Genomic DNA, 17,040 nt, shown 5'->3' with positions numbered 1-17,040 from the left:
AATGTGTGGCCGCTTCGCCCTTTATAGCGATTATCCCAGCTTGGCACGCTCCCTCAGGCTGCCCCTGGCCGAGGGCGAGATTAGCCCCCGCTTCAACGTCGCGCCGGGCACTTGGATCAGCGCGGTGCGCCGAAGCGACGATAGCGGCCAGCTGAGCCTTGACGCGCTGTGGTGGGGCTATCGGCTCCACTGGGCCGACGACAAGGCCCCTCAGCCGATCAACGCCACCGTCGAGAAGGTGGCCACTTCTCCCTACTTCCGCGGGGCCTTCGCCCATCATCGCTGCTTGGTGGCGGCCAATGGCTGGTATGAGTGGCTGGCGGTGGACGGTCGCAAGCAACCCCACTACCTGACCCACCGCGGCGGCGAGCCGCTGTGGTTTGCCGGTATCTGGACGGAACGCCCGGACGGCAAGCCCGGTTGCGCCATCCTTACCGAGCCCGCCCGCGGCATCGCCAAGGCGATCCATGCACGCATGCCGCTGATTCTGGATCAACAGAGCCTGGAGCCCTGGCTCGATCCCGACCTGACAGAGCGTGAGACGATCAGCCAGCTGGTCCACCACCTCCCGCACGATCGACTGGCCCACTGGCCGGTCAGTACCCGGGTCAACAAGCCGGTAGAGGATGATCCGGCGCTGATCGAGGCGCTGAGCTGAATCATTATCAGTGCTGTTCCGATGCCTGGCGGGTAGGTGCAGTTTAGGGAACCACTAAACAATTCGGCACTGGGCAGTTTGGGCGAAAGAGATCTGCTTCATCGGGTGGCTCGGCCAGGTGGTGACAGGGTGGCTAGATTTTCCCTTGCCAACTTCTGTCAGGCAGCTCGTAGCGGGATTCATGTAGCGTTTCCCTTAAACTTTAGTCTCGAGATATTAGGCTTCCTTCACTTTCCATAAAGCGGCCCGTTAGTTTTTCTGATGCTGGTTGGGCCGACACCTATGCTGCCGCACTATCCCCGCAACGAACCGCAATGGATTCAGGTTTACACACAGGGAGGGCGAGGCAGTGTCTGCGACCATACTACCCGAGGACGACGGCTCTAACGGCTGGTATCGGATGCTGCCGCCGGCGGCCTCCGCCGACGTTTTGCGACGCGCCAAGGACGTTGACTGGCTGGTCATCGGGGCTGGCTTCACCGGCCTGGCCGCCGCCCGGCGGCTGGGCGAACTGCGCCCGCACCAGTCGGTGGCCCTGCTGGAGGGACTCCGGGTCGGCCAGGGCGCCTCGGGACGCAACTCCGGCTTCGTAATCGACCTGCCCCACAAGCGGGACCTGGAGAGTAAGGACGACTGTCGCAAGCAGCGCCAGTTAAGGCTCAACCGCCAGGCTATCGCCGATCTCCAGGATCTCGTGGAGCGCCATGGAATCGACTGCGGCTGGTCCATTGAAGGCAAGTACCAGGGGGCCGTTGGCAAGCGCGGTCTGGTCTTCCTTGATCACTTCGAGACCTGCCTGAAGATGCTCGACTATCCTTTCGAGCGTCTCGAGGGCGAGGCCCTGGCGAGTCGACTGGGCACGCGACACTACGCGGCCGCCATCTACACCGCCGGCGGCGCCCTGATGCAGCCCGCCGCCCTAGTACGGGGGCTGGCAAACCACCTACCGTCGAACGTTATGCTGCATGAGGAGAGCCCGGTCATGTCGCTTACCCGGGAGGCCGGTCGCTGGGTCGCCCAGACCCCCGAGGGAAGCGTCCGGGCCGACGGTCTGATCCTCGGCTCCAACATCTACTCCGGCCAGTTCGGCTTCCTGCGCCGACGTATGCTGCCCATCATGACCTTCGCCAGCATGACACGTCCGTTGGCGGTCGAAGAGCGTGCCGGCTTCCTCGATCGCCAGTGGGGGCTGACGCCGGCGGATCATGCCGGCACGACGCTGCGCATGACCCACGACTTCCGACTGATGGTGCGCAACCAGTACCGCTTCGTCCCGAAGTATCACGACGACCCGAAGGGGCGCGCTGCCATCCGCCAGGGCCATCGCGACTCCTTCATTGCGCGATACCCCCAGCTGGCCCACGTTCCGTTCGAGGAGACCTGGGGTGGCGCCTGCGGACTGTCCACCAATTTCGAACCCTGGTTCGGCAAGGTCGCCGAGAACGCCTGGATGTCCGGGATCCATCAGAGCGTCGGCGCCGGTCGAGGCACCATCTCCGGCCGCTTGCTGGCGGAGATGGCGCTGGGCGAATCGTCGGAGCTGCTCTCCGACATGCTGGCCATCTCCGGCAAGCCCGGGCTCAACCCGCCGGAGCCCTTCCTCAGCCTGGGCGTCAAGACACGCCTGCGCTATGCCGCCTGGGCCAGCCGGAGCGAATTCTGAACGCGATAAATGCTGCTCGCGATAATTGCAGCGAACGATCGATCCGATAACGACAAATGGAGCAACACCTATGAATATCTGGGATCTGGTCCTCGACCTGGGCATCGCCAGCCTGCTGCTGCTGCTGGCCAAACTCATCCGTGTCAGGGTGAGCGTGATACAGCACCTGTTCATACCGGTCTCTATGATCGCCGGGCTGCTGGGGCTGGCACTCGGCCCCTACGCCCTCGACGTGCTGCCCTGGTCAGACAGCTTCACCTCCTACGCCGGCGTCCTGATCACGGTGATATTCGCCGCCGTGGGCCTCGCCACCCAGTTCCCCAGCGCCCGCGAGGTGTTGGGACGGGCCGGCACCCTGTGGGCCTTCAACCAGACTGTGACGGTCAGCCAATGGTGCGTCGGCCTGGTCGCCGGCTGGCTGATGGTGGCGACCCTGTGGCCCGAGCTGAGCCCTGGCTTCGGCCTGATCATGCCGGCCGGCTTCATGGGCGGGCATGGTACCGCGGTGGCCATCGGCGAATCCTTCCAGCAGCTGGGCTGGGACGACGCCTTCACCCTGGCGCTGAGCTCCGCCACCTTCGGGATCTTCGCTGCCATCTTTCTGGGCATGGCCCTGCTCAACTTCGGCGTCAATCGCGGCTGGCTCAAGGGGCTGCCCCGCTTCGCCGAGATGAGCACCGAGCTGCGCCGCGGCCTGGTCAAGGAGGAGGACCGTCGCATCGTGGCCCGCGAGGGGATCTCCTCCATGTCGGTGGACACCTTTGCCGTGCATGCCGCGGTGGTGCTGGTGGTCACCGCCCTGGCCTACCTGATGAGCAACGCCCTCTCGGGCCTGCATGACCTGGTCTCGGTGCCCAAGTTCGCCTGCGCCTTTTTGCTCGGCTGCATCGCGCGCACCCTGCTGCAGAGGTCCGGCGCCGGCCGCTTCCTGGATGACGGCATCTTCAACCACACCGCCGGCGGCGCCACCGACTTCCTGATCGTCTTCGGCATCGCCTCCATCCAGATCTCGGTGCTCATCACCTATGCTGTGCCCATGGCGCTGCTGATGGCCACGGGCCTAGCGATGTGCCTCTTCCTCGTACTGGTAGTAGCGCCGCGCATGCTGGGCAAGGAGTGGTTCGAGAAGGGCATCTTCTCCTGGGGCTGGATGACCGGCACCGTGGCCATGGGCATCCTGCTGCTACGGGTGGCCGATCCGCAGATGAAGAGCAAGGTGCTCGATGACTACGCCATCGCCTATGTGCCCGGCGCCGTGGTCGATATTCTGCTGATCTCGCTGATGCCCATGCTGGTGCTGAGCGGCTACGGCTGGCAGGCCCTGGTCGGCATGCTGGGCTACATCGTGATCGTGCAGCTGCTGGCCCGCGCCTTCCGCGGCTCGGCTGCCCGCTTGCAGACGGCCCGCTAGTCGACGCGAGCGCCGGCCCCGCCAGAATCCCCTCTGGCGGGGCCGGCTGCGTGGTATATTGAGCGATTGACGCCCGCAGGGCAGCCCCTTCGAGCGTCGTCTCCGGATACCGACACGCTACGATCATGACCAGTTTCTCTCCCCGCCTCGACCTCCCAGATCTCCGACAGCTCCAGGCCTTCTGCCAGATCATTGACTGCCGCAGCATGGCCGAGGCGGCCAGGACCCTGGGGTTCACGCAATCGGCGATCTCGCAATCGCTGACGCGGCTGGAAAAGCAGCTGGGACTCACGCTGATCGACCGCCAGTGCCGCCCCCTAAGGCCCACGGTCGCCGGCGAACGCCTCTATCGCGAGAGCCGCACTCTGCTGAGCGAGGCGCGCAGCGTGGTCGCCAACGTCGGGCGCACCGGCATGGACGCCGCCCCCTTCCTACGCTGCGGCTTCGTGGACTCCTTCGCCTCCGTCTTCGCCCCGCTGGTGGTCAACCGGCTGGGAGCGAGGATCGAGGAGCTGACGCTGCGCTCCGGCTTTTGCGAGCCCAACGAGGAGAGCCTCCTGCAGCGCCATATCGACGTGCTGGTGACCTCCAGCGCCATGGAGCATCGCGAGGGGCTGGAGCGGCATCACCTGTTCAGCGATCCGTACCTGCTCGTCCTGCCGCCCGAGCGGTGGGTCGACAGCCGGGAGGCGTTGGCCAAGATGAGTCGCTCCCTGGGAATGATTCGCTACTCCCGCCACTCACGCATGGGGCTGGACATCGACATCCACCTCCGGCGCCTGGGACTGGAGTGCCAGCGACGGATCGAGTTCGACACCACGGACTCCATGCTGGCGTTGGTCCAGGCGCGACTGGGATGGGGCATTACCTCCGCGCTGAGCCTGTTGCACGCGCGCCACGAGGCCTTTCAGATCCGGCTGGCGCCCCTGCCGGGGCCGGCCCTGCAACGAGAGCTCTACTTGCTCGCCTGGGAGGGCGAACAGGGCTCCTTGCCGGCCGAGCTGGCCCGCTTCTGCAGCCGCCACTACGAGGCCGCCATTCGGCCCGAGGTCGAGAAGATGCTGGCGGCGGGCTGACGTGCCCGCCGAGGGGCGTGCCGCCTGGGCTCAGGCCTGCTGCTCGAGCAGCGCCTTCCAGTTGCCCGGATAGACCGCATAGCCGAACAGCGCCTTGCCGCGGTACTTGAGCCAGGTGCCGTTGGGCAGCCACAGCATCTGCCCCGGCGTGACGATGTGCGTCTCCTCCCGGGTCTCTACCTCCAGAGCCCCTTCGATGACGAAGATGAGCTCGTCGTAGAGGACCGTCCATTCGACCTCGGCGCCGTCCCAGCGAGCAAAGCCGGCGCCCATGGTCTGGCTGAGCTCGGTCGAGACGGTGCGCCCGACCTCGGCGTGGCCGGGCGGGCCGCCACGGTTAGTGAAGGCCGTGTCCCGATGATCGAACTTGATCGCTTTCATGGTGCGTATCCCTGTTGCTTGAACGGAGTGGAGGTGCGTCGTGCACGGGGGTAGACTCGAAGCCGGGTACCCGGCATGGCATCTCGGTCGGCACGGTAGGCCAACGGCGTGGCCCTGCGCCAACGCCTTCAGGAACATTAACGGTCGTCGTAAGGCACACTAAGGAAACGCTGCATAAACCCCGCCCCAGCTGCCTGGCAGTCGTCGGCAAAGGAAAATCTGGCCACCCTGTCACCACCTGACCGAGCCACCCGATGAAGCAGATCTCTTGCGCCCAAACTGCCCAGTGACGAACTGTTCAGTGGTTCCTTAGGAATGCGCTTGGAATCGCCCGTGGCGGCCGTTTTCAGAGAAGGAGTTAAACCAGCCGGAGGCCCCCATCTGAGAAGGATCAGCGACTCGCCCCGGTCGCTGTGTCCGGCATCATTTCATACGACAACACCCCCACGCCTCTCACGGAAGCGCACCTTGGGAGGTTACTTTTCTCCAGGTCGTGAGGTGATGTTCAGAACCTGAGTCCTAGCAGTGTCGTGAGCGTCTGATCGGGCTAACTCAACGCCATACCAGCCATGATGCTTAAATGAACCCTCGACGATTGGCGTGCGGCCTTCCAAAGGGCAATGCACCGCCCTAAGTCGCCTTCTCCTTCCATCCCCAAAGCGCTAGGCTGTTACTCATAATTACGCTAAACGCAGGGGAGAACATGGCGGATAGCAGGGAAGCCCGCTTTCAGCAGGACATCATCGAGGCCATGACGGCCCACGGCTGGAGGACCGGTCCGGCCAGCGGCTTTGAACGCACCTCGGCGCTCTATACCGAAGATCTGCTCGGCTACGTTCGCGAGGCCTGGCCTGAGCGCTGGGAGAAGTTCTGCAAGGCCAACCCCCAGGCGCCGGAGCAGGTGTTCGTTCAGAAGGTGGTGCGTGAGCTGGAGCGGGCCGGCACCCTGGAGGTGCTGCGCCACGGCTTCAAGGTGCCGGGGGTGAAGTTCGACCTGTGCAGCTTCCAGCCCGACCACGGCATGAACCCGGATTCGCTGGCCCGCTATCGCGCCAATCGGCTGCGGGTGGTGCCCGAGGTCTCCTACTCGCCCCACGCCCGGGAAGGGCAATACAACCCGCGCCTCGACCTGGTGCTGTTCGTCAACGGCATCCCCACCGCGACGCTGGAGCTCAAGAGCCAGTTCAAGCAGACGGTGGAGAACGCCAAGCGCCAGTATCGCCAGGACCGCCCGATCAAGGATCCCGTCACCCGCAAGCCGGAGCCGCTGCTGACCTTCAAGCGCGGTGCATTGGTCCACTTCGCGGTGAGCCAGGACGAGGTGGCCATGACCACCAAGCTGGCTGGCAAGGATACCTACTTTCTGCCCTTCAACCGCGGCACGGAGGAGGGCGGTGCGGGTAACCCGCCGGCGCCGGACGAGGCCAGCTACGCCACCGGCTATCTGTGGGAGGAGGTGTTCGCGCCGGATGCCTGGCTGAAGGTGCTCGGTCGCTTCCTGCACCTGGAGAAGAAGCCCTTTGAGGACTTCCACGGTCGGCGCGGCCATAAAGAGACGCTGATCTTCCCGCGCTATCACCAGTGGGAGGTAGTCAATCGCCTGGTACAGGCCACCCTGGCCGAGGGGCCGGGGCAGCGTTACCTGGTGCAGCACAGTGCCGGTTCCGGCAAGTCCAACTCCATCGCCTGGGCCGCCCACCAGCTGGCCAATCTCTACGCCGAGGATGGGAAGAAACTCTTCAACTCGGTGATCGTGGTCACCGACCGCACGGTGCTCGACAGCCAGCTGCAGGACACCATCTATCAGTTCGAGCATGCCCACGGCGTGGTGTGCCCGATCACCCGCGACGTCGGCAACCAGAGCAAGTCGGAGCAGCTCGCCGAGGCGCTGGCCAGCAACACCCGCATCATCATCGTCACCATCCAGACCTTCCCGGCGCTGTTCGACGCCCTGGACAAGCGCCCCCGGCTCGCCGAAGGTCACTACGCGGTGATCGCCGACGAGGCTCACTCCTCGCAGACCGGCAGCTCGGCCAGCAAGCTCAAGGCGCTGCTGGCGGCGGCAGGCGAAACCGTAGAGGGCGATAGTGGGAGTGAGAGCGGCGGTGAGCTGGAAATCAGCGCCGAGGCGATGCTGGATGCCGCCGTGGCCTCGCGCCGCCCCAGCGAGCGCATCAGCTACTACGCCTTTACCGCCACCCCCAAGGCCAAGACCCTGGAGCTGTTCGGGCGGGCGCCGGATCCTGAGCTGCCGGCCAGTGGCGACAACCTGCCCGAGCCGTTCCACCTCTACTCCATGCGCCAGGCCATCGAGGAGGGCTTTATCCTCGATGTGCTCACCAACTACGTCACCTACAGCACCGCCTGGAAGCTCGCCCACCCCGATGGCGAGGAGCAGGAGGTCGATTCCAAGAAGGCCTCGCGCACCCTGGCCAAGTGGGTGCGCCTGCACCCCTACAACATCGCCCAGCGGGTCGAGGTGATCGTCGAGCACTACCGCGACAACGTCCGTCACCTGCTCGATGGCCAGGCCAAGGCCATGGTGGTCACCGCCAGCCGCCAGGAAGCGGTGCGCTATCAGCTGGCCATGCGCGACTACATCGCCGAGCAGGGCTATGACGATGTTCACCCCATGGTGGCCTTCTCCGGCAGCGTGCCGCCCGATGAGGTGATCCCCGAGGAGGTCACCGAGACCAGCCAACTGCTCAACCCCGGGCTCAAGGGCCGCGACCTGGCCGAGGCGTTCGACACCGATGACTTCAACGTGATGATCGCCGCCAACAAGTTCCAGACCGGCTTCGACCAGCCCAAGCTATGCGCCATGTACGTGGACAAGAAGCTCCAGGGCGTGGACTGCGTGCAGACCCTCTCGCGGCTCAACCGGCTGTTCCCCGGCAAGCAGACCTTTATCCTCGATTTCTACAACGACGAGCAGGAGATTCTCGACGCCTTCGCCCCCTATTACCGCAAGGCGGAGCTGGCCGATGTCTCCGACCCCCAGGTGGTCTACGATCTGCAGCGAAGTCTGGATGCCAGCGGTATCTACCAATGGCCCGAGGTGGAGGGCTTCGCCAAGGCCTTCTTCGATCCCAAGGCCCCGGCATCGAGCCTCAGCTACTACTGCCGTCCCGCCCAGGACCGCTTCAAGCACAAGTATCAAGCGCTTCTCGAACACCTGCAGACCTGGAAGGAGGCCCGCCGCATCGCCGAGCAGAATGGCGACGACAAGGGCCTCAAGCGCGCCGAGCAGGAGCTCAAGGAGGCCGGCACCGCCCAGGACGAGCTCGACCTGTTCCGCAAGAACCTCGCCAGCTTCGTGCGCACCTACGAGTTCCTCAGCCAGATCGTCACCTTCGACGACGCCGAGCTGGAGCAACTGTGCGTCTATGCCCGCCACCTCACCCCGCTGCTGCGCATCGACCGCCTGTTGGAAGAGGAGAGCATCGACGTCAGCGAGCTGGAGCTGACCCACTACCGCCTCACCAAGCGCGAGGAGAAGCGCCTGCGCCTGGAAGAGGCCGAGGGCGACTACGGCCTCACCCCGGTCAGCGAAGTCGGCTCAGGCAAGCCCCACGACCCCGAAAAGCAGCGCCTGGCCGAGATCATCGATCGGCTCAACGACCTCTACGGCGCCGATGTCAGCGACGACGACAAGCTTCACTTCGCCAATGGCATCGCCGACCGCATAGAGCGCGACGAGGCAGTGATGGCTCAGGTGCGCAATCATAGCGAGGATCAGGTGATGCACGGCCTGTTCCCAAAGAAGGTGACCGACGCCGTACTGGATGCACTGAGCGACCATGAGAAACTCAGCATGCCGCTGTTAGAAGATGAGGAGACGGGGAGACAGTTTGCACTGTTGATACTGAAGTTGTTGGCGGGGAGGTCGAGCTGTGACTCGCCTATTGAATAGCGGTTTAGGGGCCAACGTGACTGATAACAACCTGAAGTCGCCATGTCGGCAAAGGCAGCAGGCACGTTCATCGATGTTATGCCGCATGCGCTGCGGTTGGTGTTATGTGGCCGGGCTATATTTAACCCTCTGCATTTTCAATAAGCTAAGAGATGGTCGAGCATGAAGCATAACATTCTTGAACGCGCACGCGAGTTAAAGTGGGAAAGCGCGCGCGCTATCTAATACCTGTTAGAGCTCACGTAGTCCCGAGTATAAGCATCATTAAAGGAACATAATGCAAAACCTTGTAAAACATACACTTTATCTTTTTCTATTGATTACTGGTCTAACCGCTGCTATGACGCTGGCAGGTATTGGGTATGCTTGGTTTTTTTCGGAAACCAAAGAGCTTTCCCATTTAGAGTGGCTAATAGGCTCTGTGATCATAGAGGTAGTTGCAGTGATCCTTATGCTTGCTAAAAAAGGTATGAAATACCTTCCTGACACACAAACCGATAAAGTACCAAAAGATACCCTCAAATTCATGGAGAATTTTATCTCTACTGGCACTAGTGCAACGGTTGTGAGTAACAGAGTCTCTTGGCTGGTAGGTGAAGATAAGTTGATATCAATTCTTCAATCAAAAATCGAAAGCGGCACTCGCATTGAAATTATCACACCAAATGAAGTCCCCGAAGCACTTAGAGAAAACCTGAAAGGCGCATCCTTTATTGTCACGAAAGAAAATATATCACCAGAAGCCAGGTTTACATTAGTGAATGGTGATCGTAGCGGCGCTGAAAAACTCGCCATTGCCCGCGGCGTTCATCCTGATCACGAGATTACAATTTTTGATAATAATTCTGGCCCACAAATAATTGCAATGGCAAAGGATGTAATTAGAAAATCCAAGGAGTTATCTAATGCCGCATAGATGGTGCAATTCGGCACAAATACGTCGAGAGCAAATTGAGTCAGGAAAAGACTTAACATTCAACGAGGTATTTAAGCCACTTCTAGTAAGTCGAATTAAGAGCCTTTCACCTAGCAATGTTCTGGAAGTGGGCGCTGGTACTGGCCACATTTCCAATGAGTTATTTAAGTTAGGGTTTTCCGTTACGGCAATAGAACCTTCTGCAGGAATGTATGGGGTCGCAAAAGACGTTTTGTCTTTAACTAATGTTAGGCTGCTGAACTGTGCTTCATTCGATTTGGAGCAAGATGAATTTTATGAGGTCGCTTTTTCTCATCTTGTTGCACACGTTGTTGATGACCTTTTTGCGTTCTTTGAATCAATTGGCCAACACCTAAAAGCCAATAGTCATTTTATTTTCTCAATCCCTCACCCCTGCTTTTACAATGAGTATAAGGGAGTTTTCGGAGATGAATATAATTATATGACTCCAATGATAAAGAACGTGTCATTTACCATCACCAAAGATTCACAAAATACGATCAGTGGGGTGCCATACCATCACAGGCCGTTGTCGGAGTACTTTAACAAACTGGTTGAGTCTGGTTTCGCTATTGATGGATTTGATGAAACTTATCCAGAAGATGATGTACAAGAAAAATATGGAGCCAAATGGGAGACCCCACGATACTGTGTGTTTACTTGCAAAAAACTCTAACAAGCGCATGTTGTCGTACTTGTTTTCCGCTACGCTTCAAACCAGCCGAAAATGCAGGCGTTATAAAACTTTAAGGAAGTGCTATGAAAGATAAGATTAAGTCAATTTTATTTCGAATTTTTGGTGTTAGAAAATCACTTTTGGGTGGTCTAAAGGCAGCTCTCAGTGATTCATGTGGAGTTGTTGTGGGGGCCGCAGTTACTGCATTTATGACACTATTAACGTACCAGAATCCAGAGTGGATGGGATTCTTATCCTATATATTTGCAGTTATTTTGGTGATAATTGGTTTCTTTGTATCTTACAAATATCCAGGCGGCTATCTTTCCTCCGCTGCTGGAACATCAATAGCTTCATTTCTTTGTGTTGTGGCATCAGTTGATGCTTTAAAAGCGATGTCTGGAATATTAATAAAAGTTGCCTATTGGGAAACGCCTTTAAAGTCAGTGCCAAGCTTTATTTTCAATAAAGCAGACATCACATCGCCTGAAAAAACAGCATTAATTTCGGTGGCTATGGTTTTTGTAGTATTGCTGTTATATAAGTGGTTCGACTTGCACCGTTCAGAATTTTATAATAAGGCCAGTAAAGCGGACTCGTAAATTCGCCGCTTTTGGCAGAATTAGCAGTTTTTTCACTTCGAAAATTTAGGATGACTTAGCTTTTGAAGATTTTTGTTTGCAACAGGACGATTGACTCTGGGGCTTCATCACAAGCCTTGGATAGCTTGCTATCAATCTCGGGTGAATCCATTGCGATCCTGAGAGAAAGTGAGCACTCAGATTATTGGAAAGACAGGGTAGAGAGCCAGTTAAAGGAGGTTGATTTCGTCGTTTTCTTTGTTGGCCATGAAACCTTCAAAAGCGATCCAATGAAGTGGGAGTACGCGAAGGCAAAAAATTTAAACAAGCAGGTTGTGGGTATTAAACTGAATTCTGCTAGTGAGGATTCCGTGCTTTTTTGCCAAGGTTTTCCGGTATTTGATGACTTAGAAAACTGCTGGGGGTATTTGAAAAAGACCTACGAAGAGGACCGTCAGCTGTTACTTGAACAATACAAGATAATGGTAGGGTCCACGGAAAAAGTCACCGACCAGAGGATGCGGGTCAACAACCTCTTTTTTACGGTGACTTCTTCAATCCTCTCAATATCGTTAGTTGTTGGGAAAGCATTCGAGTTCTCCGTGGTGGGGGCAATCGGGATGCTGCTTCTCTCTCTGATGGCCTTCTTGGTCACATTTTTGTGGGAGAAGTTGGTGCGCTCATACGGGAAGCTGAATACCGGAAAATTCACCGTAATCGATCAGATCGAAAAGCAACTCAGGACTAATATGTTTGAGCACGAGTGGCAGGTCTTGAAACAGGACGTTGGCTACGAGTCAAATACTGAGACAGAAGCCAAGGTAGTTAGGAGGTTCCGTTGGTTCGTGCTAGTGGTTGTTGTTATTGAACTAATTTACACATTATCTCAAGTTGAGTGGAGCTTCTTAAGCGCTCTGACCGACTGGGCGTTGTGCATAACCCAAGGACAAGGAAATTAGTTATGGCCAAGCGTATATTTACGAGTTTTGCTATTGAAGATGAACGCATGCGTGATCTTTTTATTGGTCAAGCAAGGGCGAGTCGTGTGCCCTATGAGTTGGTCGATATGTCAGTTAAGGAACCGTGGAGCAACTCTTGGAAAACGAGATGCCGAACGAAAATTAAAGGGTGCGACGGCGTTGTTGCTTTAATCACCAGGCATCTTAAACAAGGTGAAGGTGCTCTTTGGGAAATTCGTTGTGCTAAGGAAGAAGGTATACCGGTTCTGGGTGTTTACGTTGGTGATGCTTCAGTTAATGACGCCCCGGCTGAGCTTGATGGTGTAAAGAAGATTAAATGGTCTTGGGATGGTATTGCAAATTTTGTTAATGGCCTATAAGGCTGCTAACCAAGGGCTCCAGCCGATCGGTTTTCCGCTGCCGCTACAAACCGGCGGCTGAGCCCAGGATTATAACAGGAAAGTCGAGATGGCCGCTTCGGGCCGTAAGCGGTCAGCATGCCTTTGAGGCGAGCAGTTTTTCGCTCCCCCTGAGGCATGCTGTTCGAGAGAGAGGGAGCTAAAACGGTACACGAGCGGTACACAAACCAGCTTCGTATGCTATCCTCAACTTTCGCTAAGCTACAGATTCCAAAGAACTGTACCTTTCGCTCGATTACGGTCGCTTTTCCTTGTTAGTCAGTCACTTATTGCTTTAAAAGCGAACTCATAATCCCTTGGTCGCTGGTTCGAGTCCAGCTGGGCCCACCATTCTTGCTTCACCATCCCACTTGCTTGACTCTTCGCTCCGTCGCGGAGCTTGTCGCTTTCCCTGGAAGGAGCGCAATTTATTGCGCGGTAGCGCCGTAAGGTGCCCGACTGAAGGCATACCTGCTGCTAACGGCACGCAATCAACATCGCTGCCACGGAACGGTCAGAGTCTGTCAACATATTTGCCATATAAAATGACGACGGCTCTGTACAGTCCTGCTGTAATGCCCCCCTAGTTTTTGCACCACCTCCGGTAAACTGAGGTTTCAGATGCGCCCCGACCAACGCTCTGGGTGACGCTGCTTCGTGGCCTCAAAGACCTCTCGGCGCTGCGTCAGAGTCTCTTCGGCTTCGCCGCTATGACGCTGGCCTGGGGTGACGTAGCGAAGAACACTAAGCCGGTGCTCGTGGTTGTACCACTCGGTGAATTCCTGGATCCACTCCTGTGCCTCAGCCAGGGTGGCGAAGCCGTCGACGGGGAAGTCTGGCCGGTACTTCAGCGTCTTGAAGGCCGACTCGGCGAAGGCATCGTCGCTGGCGTTCATGCGGGCATCCTGCCAGGCCTCCACCTGCTCGGGGTAGAGCCCACGCTCGCGGCAGTAGGCACTGACTTCCGCCTCGTTTACCGGAGCCGTCTCCAAGACGATCTGGAACTTCTCCTGGCTGATGCATTGGTCGGGCTGGGTGGAACGTGATGGCAAAAACTGACCTCGTGCTCTGGCCTGTTTCCGCCAATTAATTGTAGAAGGTTGTCGCGTTGATGCCTTCCTGTTCGACCAATTCCGGAATGGTCATGCTCATCGGCGGCGCCATCTTCTTGAGAATGGCTTCCTTACGTTCTGCGGGCTAACGCACGCTGATCACCTCTCAATCCGTTTAGGTGACAACTACGTTGACGCATAGAGGAGGAGGGTACATAACTATAGTGGGTATTGAAAACGTGGGTCAGTAAGTTGAGGCTGGTGACCTTCGGTTTCATAGCCCGGTTTGTAAAGTCATTTATTGGCGTTTGGCATGGTTTTTTCAGGAGGCTGTCGCGATGTGTTGCCTATCAAATTACAACACACTTTACGATTACACTTTCGAACAAAAAGATACATAAGGCAGTTGATTTTATTTATGAGTGTGCTATTCTGAGGTGTACTGTGGGACAAAGGGATAGCATATGTGCAGGGTGGCAGAGGTAGAGCTGGTGTTTAAGTGTTTTTTTGGAAGTTTTTTACCCGGGCGGTGGTTGCTCTGTAGGGGTGTGGGATTTATAGGCCAGAAGTTTGCTCACTGTTTTGTTATAAGCCACTATTAAATACGATCGGTGTAGAAAAGCGCGTCAAAAATTTGGTGTACCTGATCTTGAACAATTAAGAAAGCGAAAAGGAGTGTTACATGGGCATGGATGTCAAGGTTAGCCGTCTGGAAGAAAAGCTTTCTAAAGCAGTGGCCTGGGAGGTCGAAGGCGATCTCATTCTTGAAACTTCCAGCAGGGTATTACTGGATATTACCCCAGAGGATGTCGCATCCCTTGTCAGAACCGGGGATGACCTCATTGTTAACACTACCGACGGGCAGACCCTGAAAATTGTCGAGTTCTACGCTGATGACGGCCAAGGGGTGAGCGAGCTCTATCTAGTAGATAGCGAGGGGGAGGTTCTCTGGGCAGAGCTTTCTCCTGCTACGGATAGTGGTCTGGTCAGTGCACAGTATATTCCTCAGGCTGACATGGTCGGCTTCGATATGGTTACTGCCATAGAGCAGGGTGGTGTTGGCTTTAGCGGCGCCGGGATTCTTGGAGGTGCTGCTGCGCTTGGTGTAGCCGCGGCGGCAGCTGGCGGAAGTAGTAGCGGTAGTAGTAACGACCAAGGTGACGCTAGCCCTGACGCCACTATGCCGCCAAGACCAAAGATCAAGGAGGCTCTGGATGACCAGGGTGTCATTACTGGGTCTCTTGCTAACGGAGACAGCACCGATGACACCACCCCGACACTGACCGGCACCGCCGAGGCGAATAGCACGGTGACCATCCGGGACGGAGACACCGTACTGGGCTCCGTCGAAGCCGACGGCAATGGCAACTGGAGCTTTACCCCGACGGACCCACTGGGCGAAGGCAGCCATAGCCTGACGGTCACCACTACCGATCCCGCCGGCAACACCTCGGAGCCGAGCGACGCCTTCGAGTTGAACGTGGATATCAGCGCGCCAGATGCGCCTGACATCAACCCTACTGACGGCTCCGTGATCAGCGGGACCGCCGAGCCCGGGAGCACGATTGAGCTCGACGTCGATGGTGACGGCACCTCGGATTTGACGACCACCGCGGACGAGACGACCGGTGACTGGTCGGTGGCACCGGATTCTCCGTTGGCAGACGACACCGTGGTCACGGTGACCGCGACGGATCCGGCAGGCAATACCAGCCCACAGGCAACGACCACGGTGGACACCCAGCCGCCGGTCGCACCGACCATTGCAGAGGTCGCGGACGATGAAGGCGATGTGACCGGGGCGCTTGCCAACGGTGACAGCACCGACGACACCACCCCGACGCTGACCGGCACCGCCGAGGCGGGCAGCACGGTAACCATCCTCGACGGTGGCACCGTACTGGGCTCCGTCGACGCCGACGGCAATGGCAGCTGGAGTTTCACCCCGACGGACCCACTGGGCGAAGGCAGCCATAGCCTGACGGTCACCGCGACCGATCCCGCCGGCAACACCTCGGAGCCGAGCGCCGCCTTCGAGTTGAACGTGGATATCAGCGCGCCAGATGCGCCTGACATCAACCCTACCGACGGCTCCGTGATCAGCGGGACCGCCGAGCCCGGGAGCACGATTGAGCTCGACGTCGATGGTGACGGCACTTCGGATCTGACGACCACCGCGGACGAGACGACCGGTGACTGGTCGGTGGCACCGGATTCTCCGTTGGCAGACGACACCGTGATCACGGTGACCGCGATGGATCCGGCAGGCAATACCAGCCCGCAGGCAACGACCACGGTGGACACCTCACTGGATGACACCCAGCCGCCGGTTGCACCGACCATTGCAGAGGTCGTGGACGATGAAGGTGATGTGACCGGGGCGCTTGCCAACGGTGACAGCACCGACGACGCCACCCCGACGCTGTCCGGCACCGCCGAGGCGGGCAGCACGGTGACCATCCTCGATGGTGACACCGTACTGGGTACCGCCGTTGCGGATGACAGCGGCCATTGGAGCTACACCCCGATCTCAGACCTCGGCGAGGGTAGCCACAGCCTCACCGCTACCGCCACCGATGACGCTGACAATACCTCGGAGCCGAGCGACGCCTTCGAGTTGAACGTGGATATCAGCGCGCCAGACGCGCCTGTCATCAACCCTACCGACGGCTCCGTGATCAGCGGGACCGCCGAGCCCGGGAGCACGATTGAGCTCGACGTCGATGGTGACGGCACCTCGGATCTGACGACCACCGCGGACGAGACGACCGGTGACTGGTCGGTGGCACCGGATTCTCCGTTGGCAGACGACACCGTGGTCACGGTGACCGCGACGGATCCGGCAGGCAATACCAGCCCACAGGCAACGACCACGGTGGACACCTCACTGAATGACACCCAGCCGCCGGTCGCACCGACCATTGCAGAGGTCGCGGACGATGAAGGTGATGTGACCGGGGCGCTTGCCAACGGTGACAGCACCGACGACACCACCCCGGCGCTGTCTGGCACCGCCGAGGCGGGCAGCACGGTGACCATCTTCGATGGTGACACCGTACTGGGTACCGCTGTGGCGGATGACAGCGGCCATTGGAGCTACACCCCGGTCTCAGACCTCGGCGAGGGTAGCCACAGCCTCACCGCTACCGCCACCGATGACGCTGACAACACCTCGGAGCCGAGCGCCGCCTTCGAACTGATCGTCGACACCACCAGCCCAGGTGGTGACGACGGCACAGACGCCCCGACCCTGGCGATTGCCGAGGCCGCAGACGACGACACCGTCAACGCCGATGAGCTTTCCGATGGCGTTGAGGCCAGCGTCGGCCTGACGG

13 protein-coding genes and 1 pseudogene are annotated in these 17,040 nt (G+C 58.6%); 12 read left to right on the top strand and 2 right to left on the bottom strand.

The genetic code is table 11. The features are described from left to right. The first annotated feature begins 1 nt into the window (after position 1). The 4 genes from RM463_RS07365 (at position 2) to RM463_RS07350 (ending at position 4,808) form a co-directional block, all read left to right on the top strand. The gene (locus RM463_RS07365) at positions 2–658 is read left to right on the top strand and encodes an SOS response-associated peptidase (protein ID WP_311429619.1); all 657 of its coding nucleotides are present in this window, start codon (positions 2–4) and stop codon (positions 656–658) included. Positions 659–1,007: 349 nt separating this feature from the next. After that, positions 1,008–2,321, top strand: a complete 1,314-nt coding sequence (locus RM463_RS07360; RefSeq protein WP_311429618.1) for an FAD-binding oxidoreductase — start codon at positions 1,008–1,010, stop codon at positions 2,319–2,321. Positions 2,322–2,391: 70 nt separating this feature from the next. Continuing rightward, positions 2,392–3,732 carry a sodium/glutamate symporter gene (locus tag RM463_RS07355; protein WP_311429617.1) on the top strand — a complete coding sequence of 447 codons (1,341 nt, stop codon included), beginning with the start codon at positions 2,392–2,394 and terminating at the stop codon, positions 3,730–3,732. Positions 3,733–3,857: 125 nt separating this feature from the next. Then, on the top strand, positions 3,858–4,808 hold the full coding sequence (locus RM463_RS07350; protein WP_311429616.1) for a LysR family transcriptional regulator: 951 nt from the start codon (positions 3,858–3,860) through the stop codon (positions 4,806–4,808). Between the two features lie 30 nt (positions 4,809–4,838). Here the strand turns inward: RM463_RS07350 and RM463_RS07345 are convergent, their stop codons facing one another. Continuing rightward, positions 4,839–5,327 carry a hypothetical protein gene (locus RM463_RS07345; RefSeq protein WP_311429615.1) on the bottom strand — a complete coding sequence of 163 codons (489 nt, stop codon included), beginning with the start codon at positions 5,325–5,327 and terminating at the stop codon, positions 4,839–4,841. A gap of 565 nt (positions 5,328–5,892) precedes the next feature. On the opposite strand from RM463_RS07345, the gene RM463_RS07340 reads away from it, so the two are divergent. The 6 genes from RM463_RS07340 (at position 5,893) to RM463_RS07315 (ending at position 12,635) form a co-directional block, all read left to right on the top strand. Continuing rightward, positions 5,893–9,102 (top strand): type I restriction endonuclease, encoded by a 3,210-nt coding sequence (locus RM463_RS07340; RefSeq protein WP_311429614.1) that lies wholly within the window; start codon positions 5,893–5,895, stop codon positions 9,100–9,102. 277 nt (positions 9,103–9,379) lie between these two features. Next, complete coding sequence (locus RM463_RS07335) at positions 9,380–10,018, top strand: hypothetical protein (protein ID WP_311429613.1); 639 nt, start codon at positions 9,380–9,382, stop codon at positions 10,016–10,018. Continuing rightward, complete coding sequence (locus RM463_RS07330; protein WP_311429612.1) at positions 10,008–10,715, top strand: class I SAM-dependent methyltransferase; 708 nt, start codon at positions 10,008–10,010, stop codon at positions 10,713–10,715. Before RM463_RS07335 ends, RM463_RS07330 begins: the two co-directional genes overlap by 11 nt. 83 nt (positions 10,716–10,798) lie before the next feature. Beyond that, on the top strand, positions 10,799–11,317 hold the full coding sequence (locus RM463_RS07325; protein ID WP_311429611.1) for a hypothetical protein: 519 nt from the start codon (positions 10,799–10,801) through the stop codon (positions 11,315–11,317). 62 nt (positions 11,318–11,379) lie between these two features. Then, the gene (locus tag RM463_RS07320; RefSeq protein ID WP_311429610.1) at positions 11,380–12,255 is read left to right on the top strand and encodes a TIR domain-containing protein; all 876 of its coding nucleotides are present in this window, start codon (positions 11,380–11,382) and stop codon (positions 12,253–12,255) included. A 2-nt stretch (positions 12,256–12,257) separates the two neighbouring features. After that, positions 12,258–12,635: a hypothetical protein gene (locus RM463_RS07315; protein ID WP_311429609.1), complete on the top strand. Its 378-nt coding sequence runs from the start codon at positions 12,258–12,260 to the stop codon at positions 12,633–12,635. A gap of 635 nt (positions 12,636–13,270) precedes the next feature. Here the strand turns inward: RM463_RS07315 and RM463_RS07310 are convergent. Next, positions 13,271–13,705, bottom strand: a complete 435-nt coding sequence (locus RM463_RS07310) for an integrase core domain-containing protein (protein ID WP_311429608.1) — start codon at positions 13,703–13,705, stop codon at positions 13,271–13,273. A 682-nt stretch (positions 13,706–14,387) separates the two neighbouring features. Here RM463_RS07310 and RM463_RS17515 point away from each other — a divergent pair. Both RM463_RS17515 and RM463_RS07305 read left to right on the top strand, forming a co-directional pair. Next, positions 14,388–14,660, top strand: a pseudogene (locus RM463_RS17515) (BapA/Bap/LapF family prefix-like domain-containing protein); the annotation flags it as partial. A gap of 225 nt (positions 14,661–14,885) precedes the next feature. Continuing rightward, positions 14,886–17,040 (top strand): Ig-like domain-containing protein (locus RM463_RS07305; RefSeq protein ID WP_311429607.1); only part of this gene is annotated, 2,155 nt, incomplete at its 3' end.

This window comes from Halomonas sp. LES1 (assembly GCF_031846005.1).
In the GTDB taxonomy this organism is placed as follows: domain Bacteria; phylum Pseudomonadota; class Gammaproteobacteria; order Pseudomonadales; family Halomonadaceae; genus Halomonas.
The sequence above is the reverse complement of the archived record's forward strand: the minus strand, read 5'-3'. Positions and strand labels throughout refer to the sequence as shown.

Excerpts from the sequence above, each read along its gene's own strand:
- RM463_RS07325 (WP_311429611.1), top strand. The coding sequence starts at position 10,799 with ATGAAAGATAAGATTAAGTCAATTTTATTTCGAATTTTTGGTGTTAGA.
- RM463_RS07355 (WP_311429617.1), top strand. The coding sequence starts at position 2,392 with ATGAATATCTGGGATCTGGTCCTCGACCTGGGCATCGCCAGCCTGCTG.
- RM463_RS07365 (WP_311429619.1), top strand. The coding sequence starts at position 2 with ATGTGTGGCCGCTTCGCCCTTTATAGCGATTATCCCAGCTTGGCACGC.
- RM463_RS07345 (WP_311429615.1), bottom strand. The coding sequence starts at position 5,327 with ATGTTCCTGAAGGCGTTGGCGCAGGGCCACGCCGTTGGCCTACCGTGC.
- RM463_RS07315 (WP_311429609.1), top strand. The coding sequence starts at position 12,258 with ATGGCCAAGCGTATATTTACGAGTTTTGCTATTGAAGATGAACGCATG.
- RM463_RS07340 (WP_311429614.1), top strand. The coding sequence starts at position 5,893 with ATGGCGGATAGCAGGGAAGCCCGCTTTCAGCAGGACATCATCGAGGCC.
- RM463_RS07335 (WP_311429613.1), top strand. The coding sequence starts at position 9,380 with ATGCAAAACCTTGTAAAACATACACTTTATCTTTTTCTATTGATTACT.
- RM463_RS07350 (WP_311429616.1), top strand. The coding sequence starts at position 3,858 with ATGACCAGTTTCTCTCCCCGCCTCGACCTCCCAGATCTCCGACAGCTC.
- RM463_RS07330 (WP_311429612.1), top strand. The coding sequence starts at position 10,008 with ATGCCGCATAGATGGTGCAATTCGGCACAAATACGTCGAGAGCAAATT.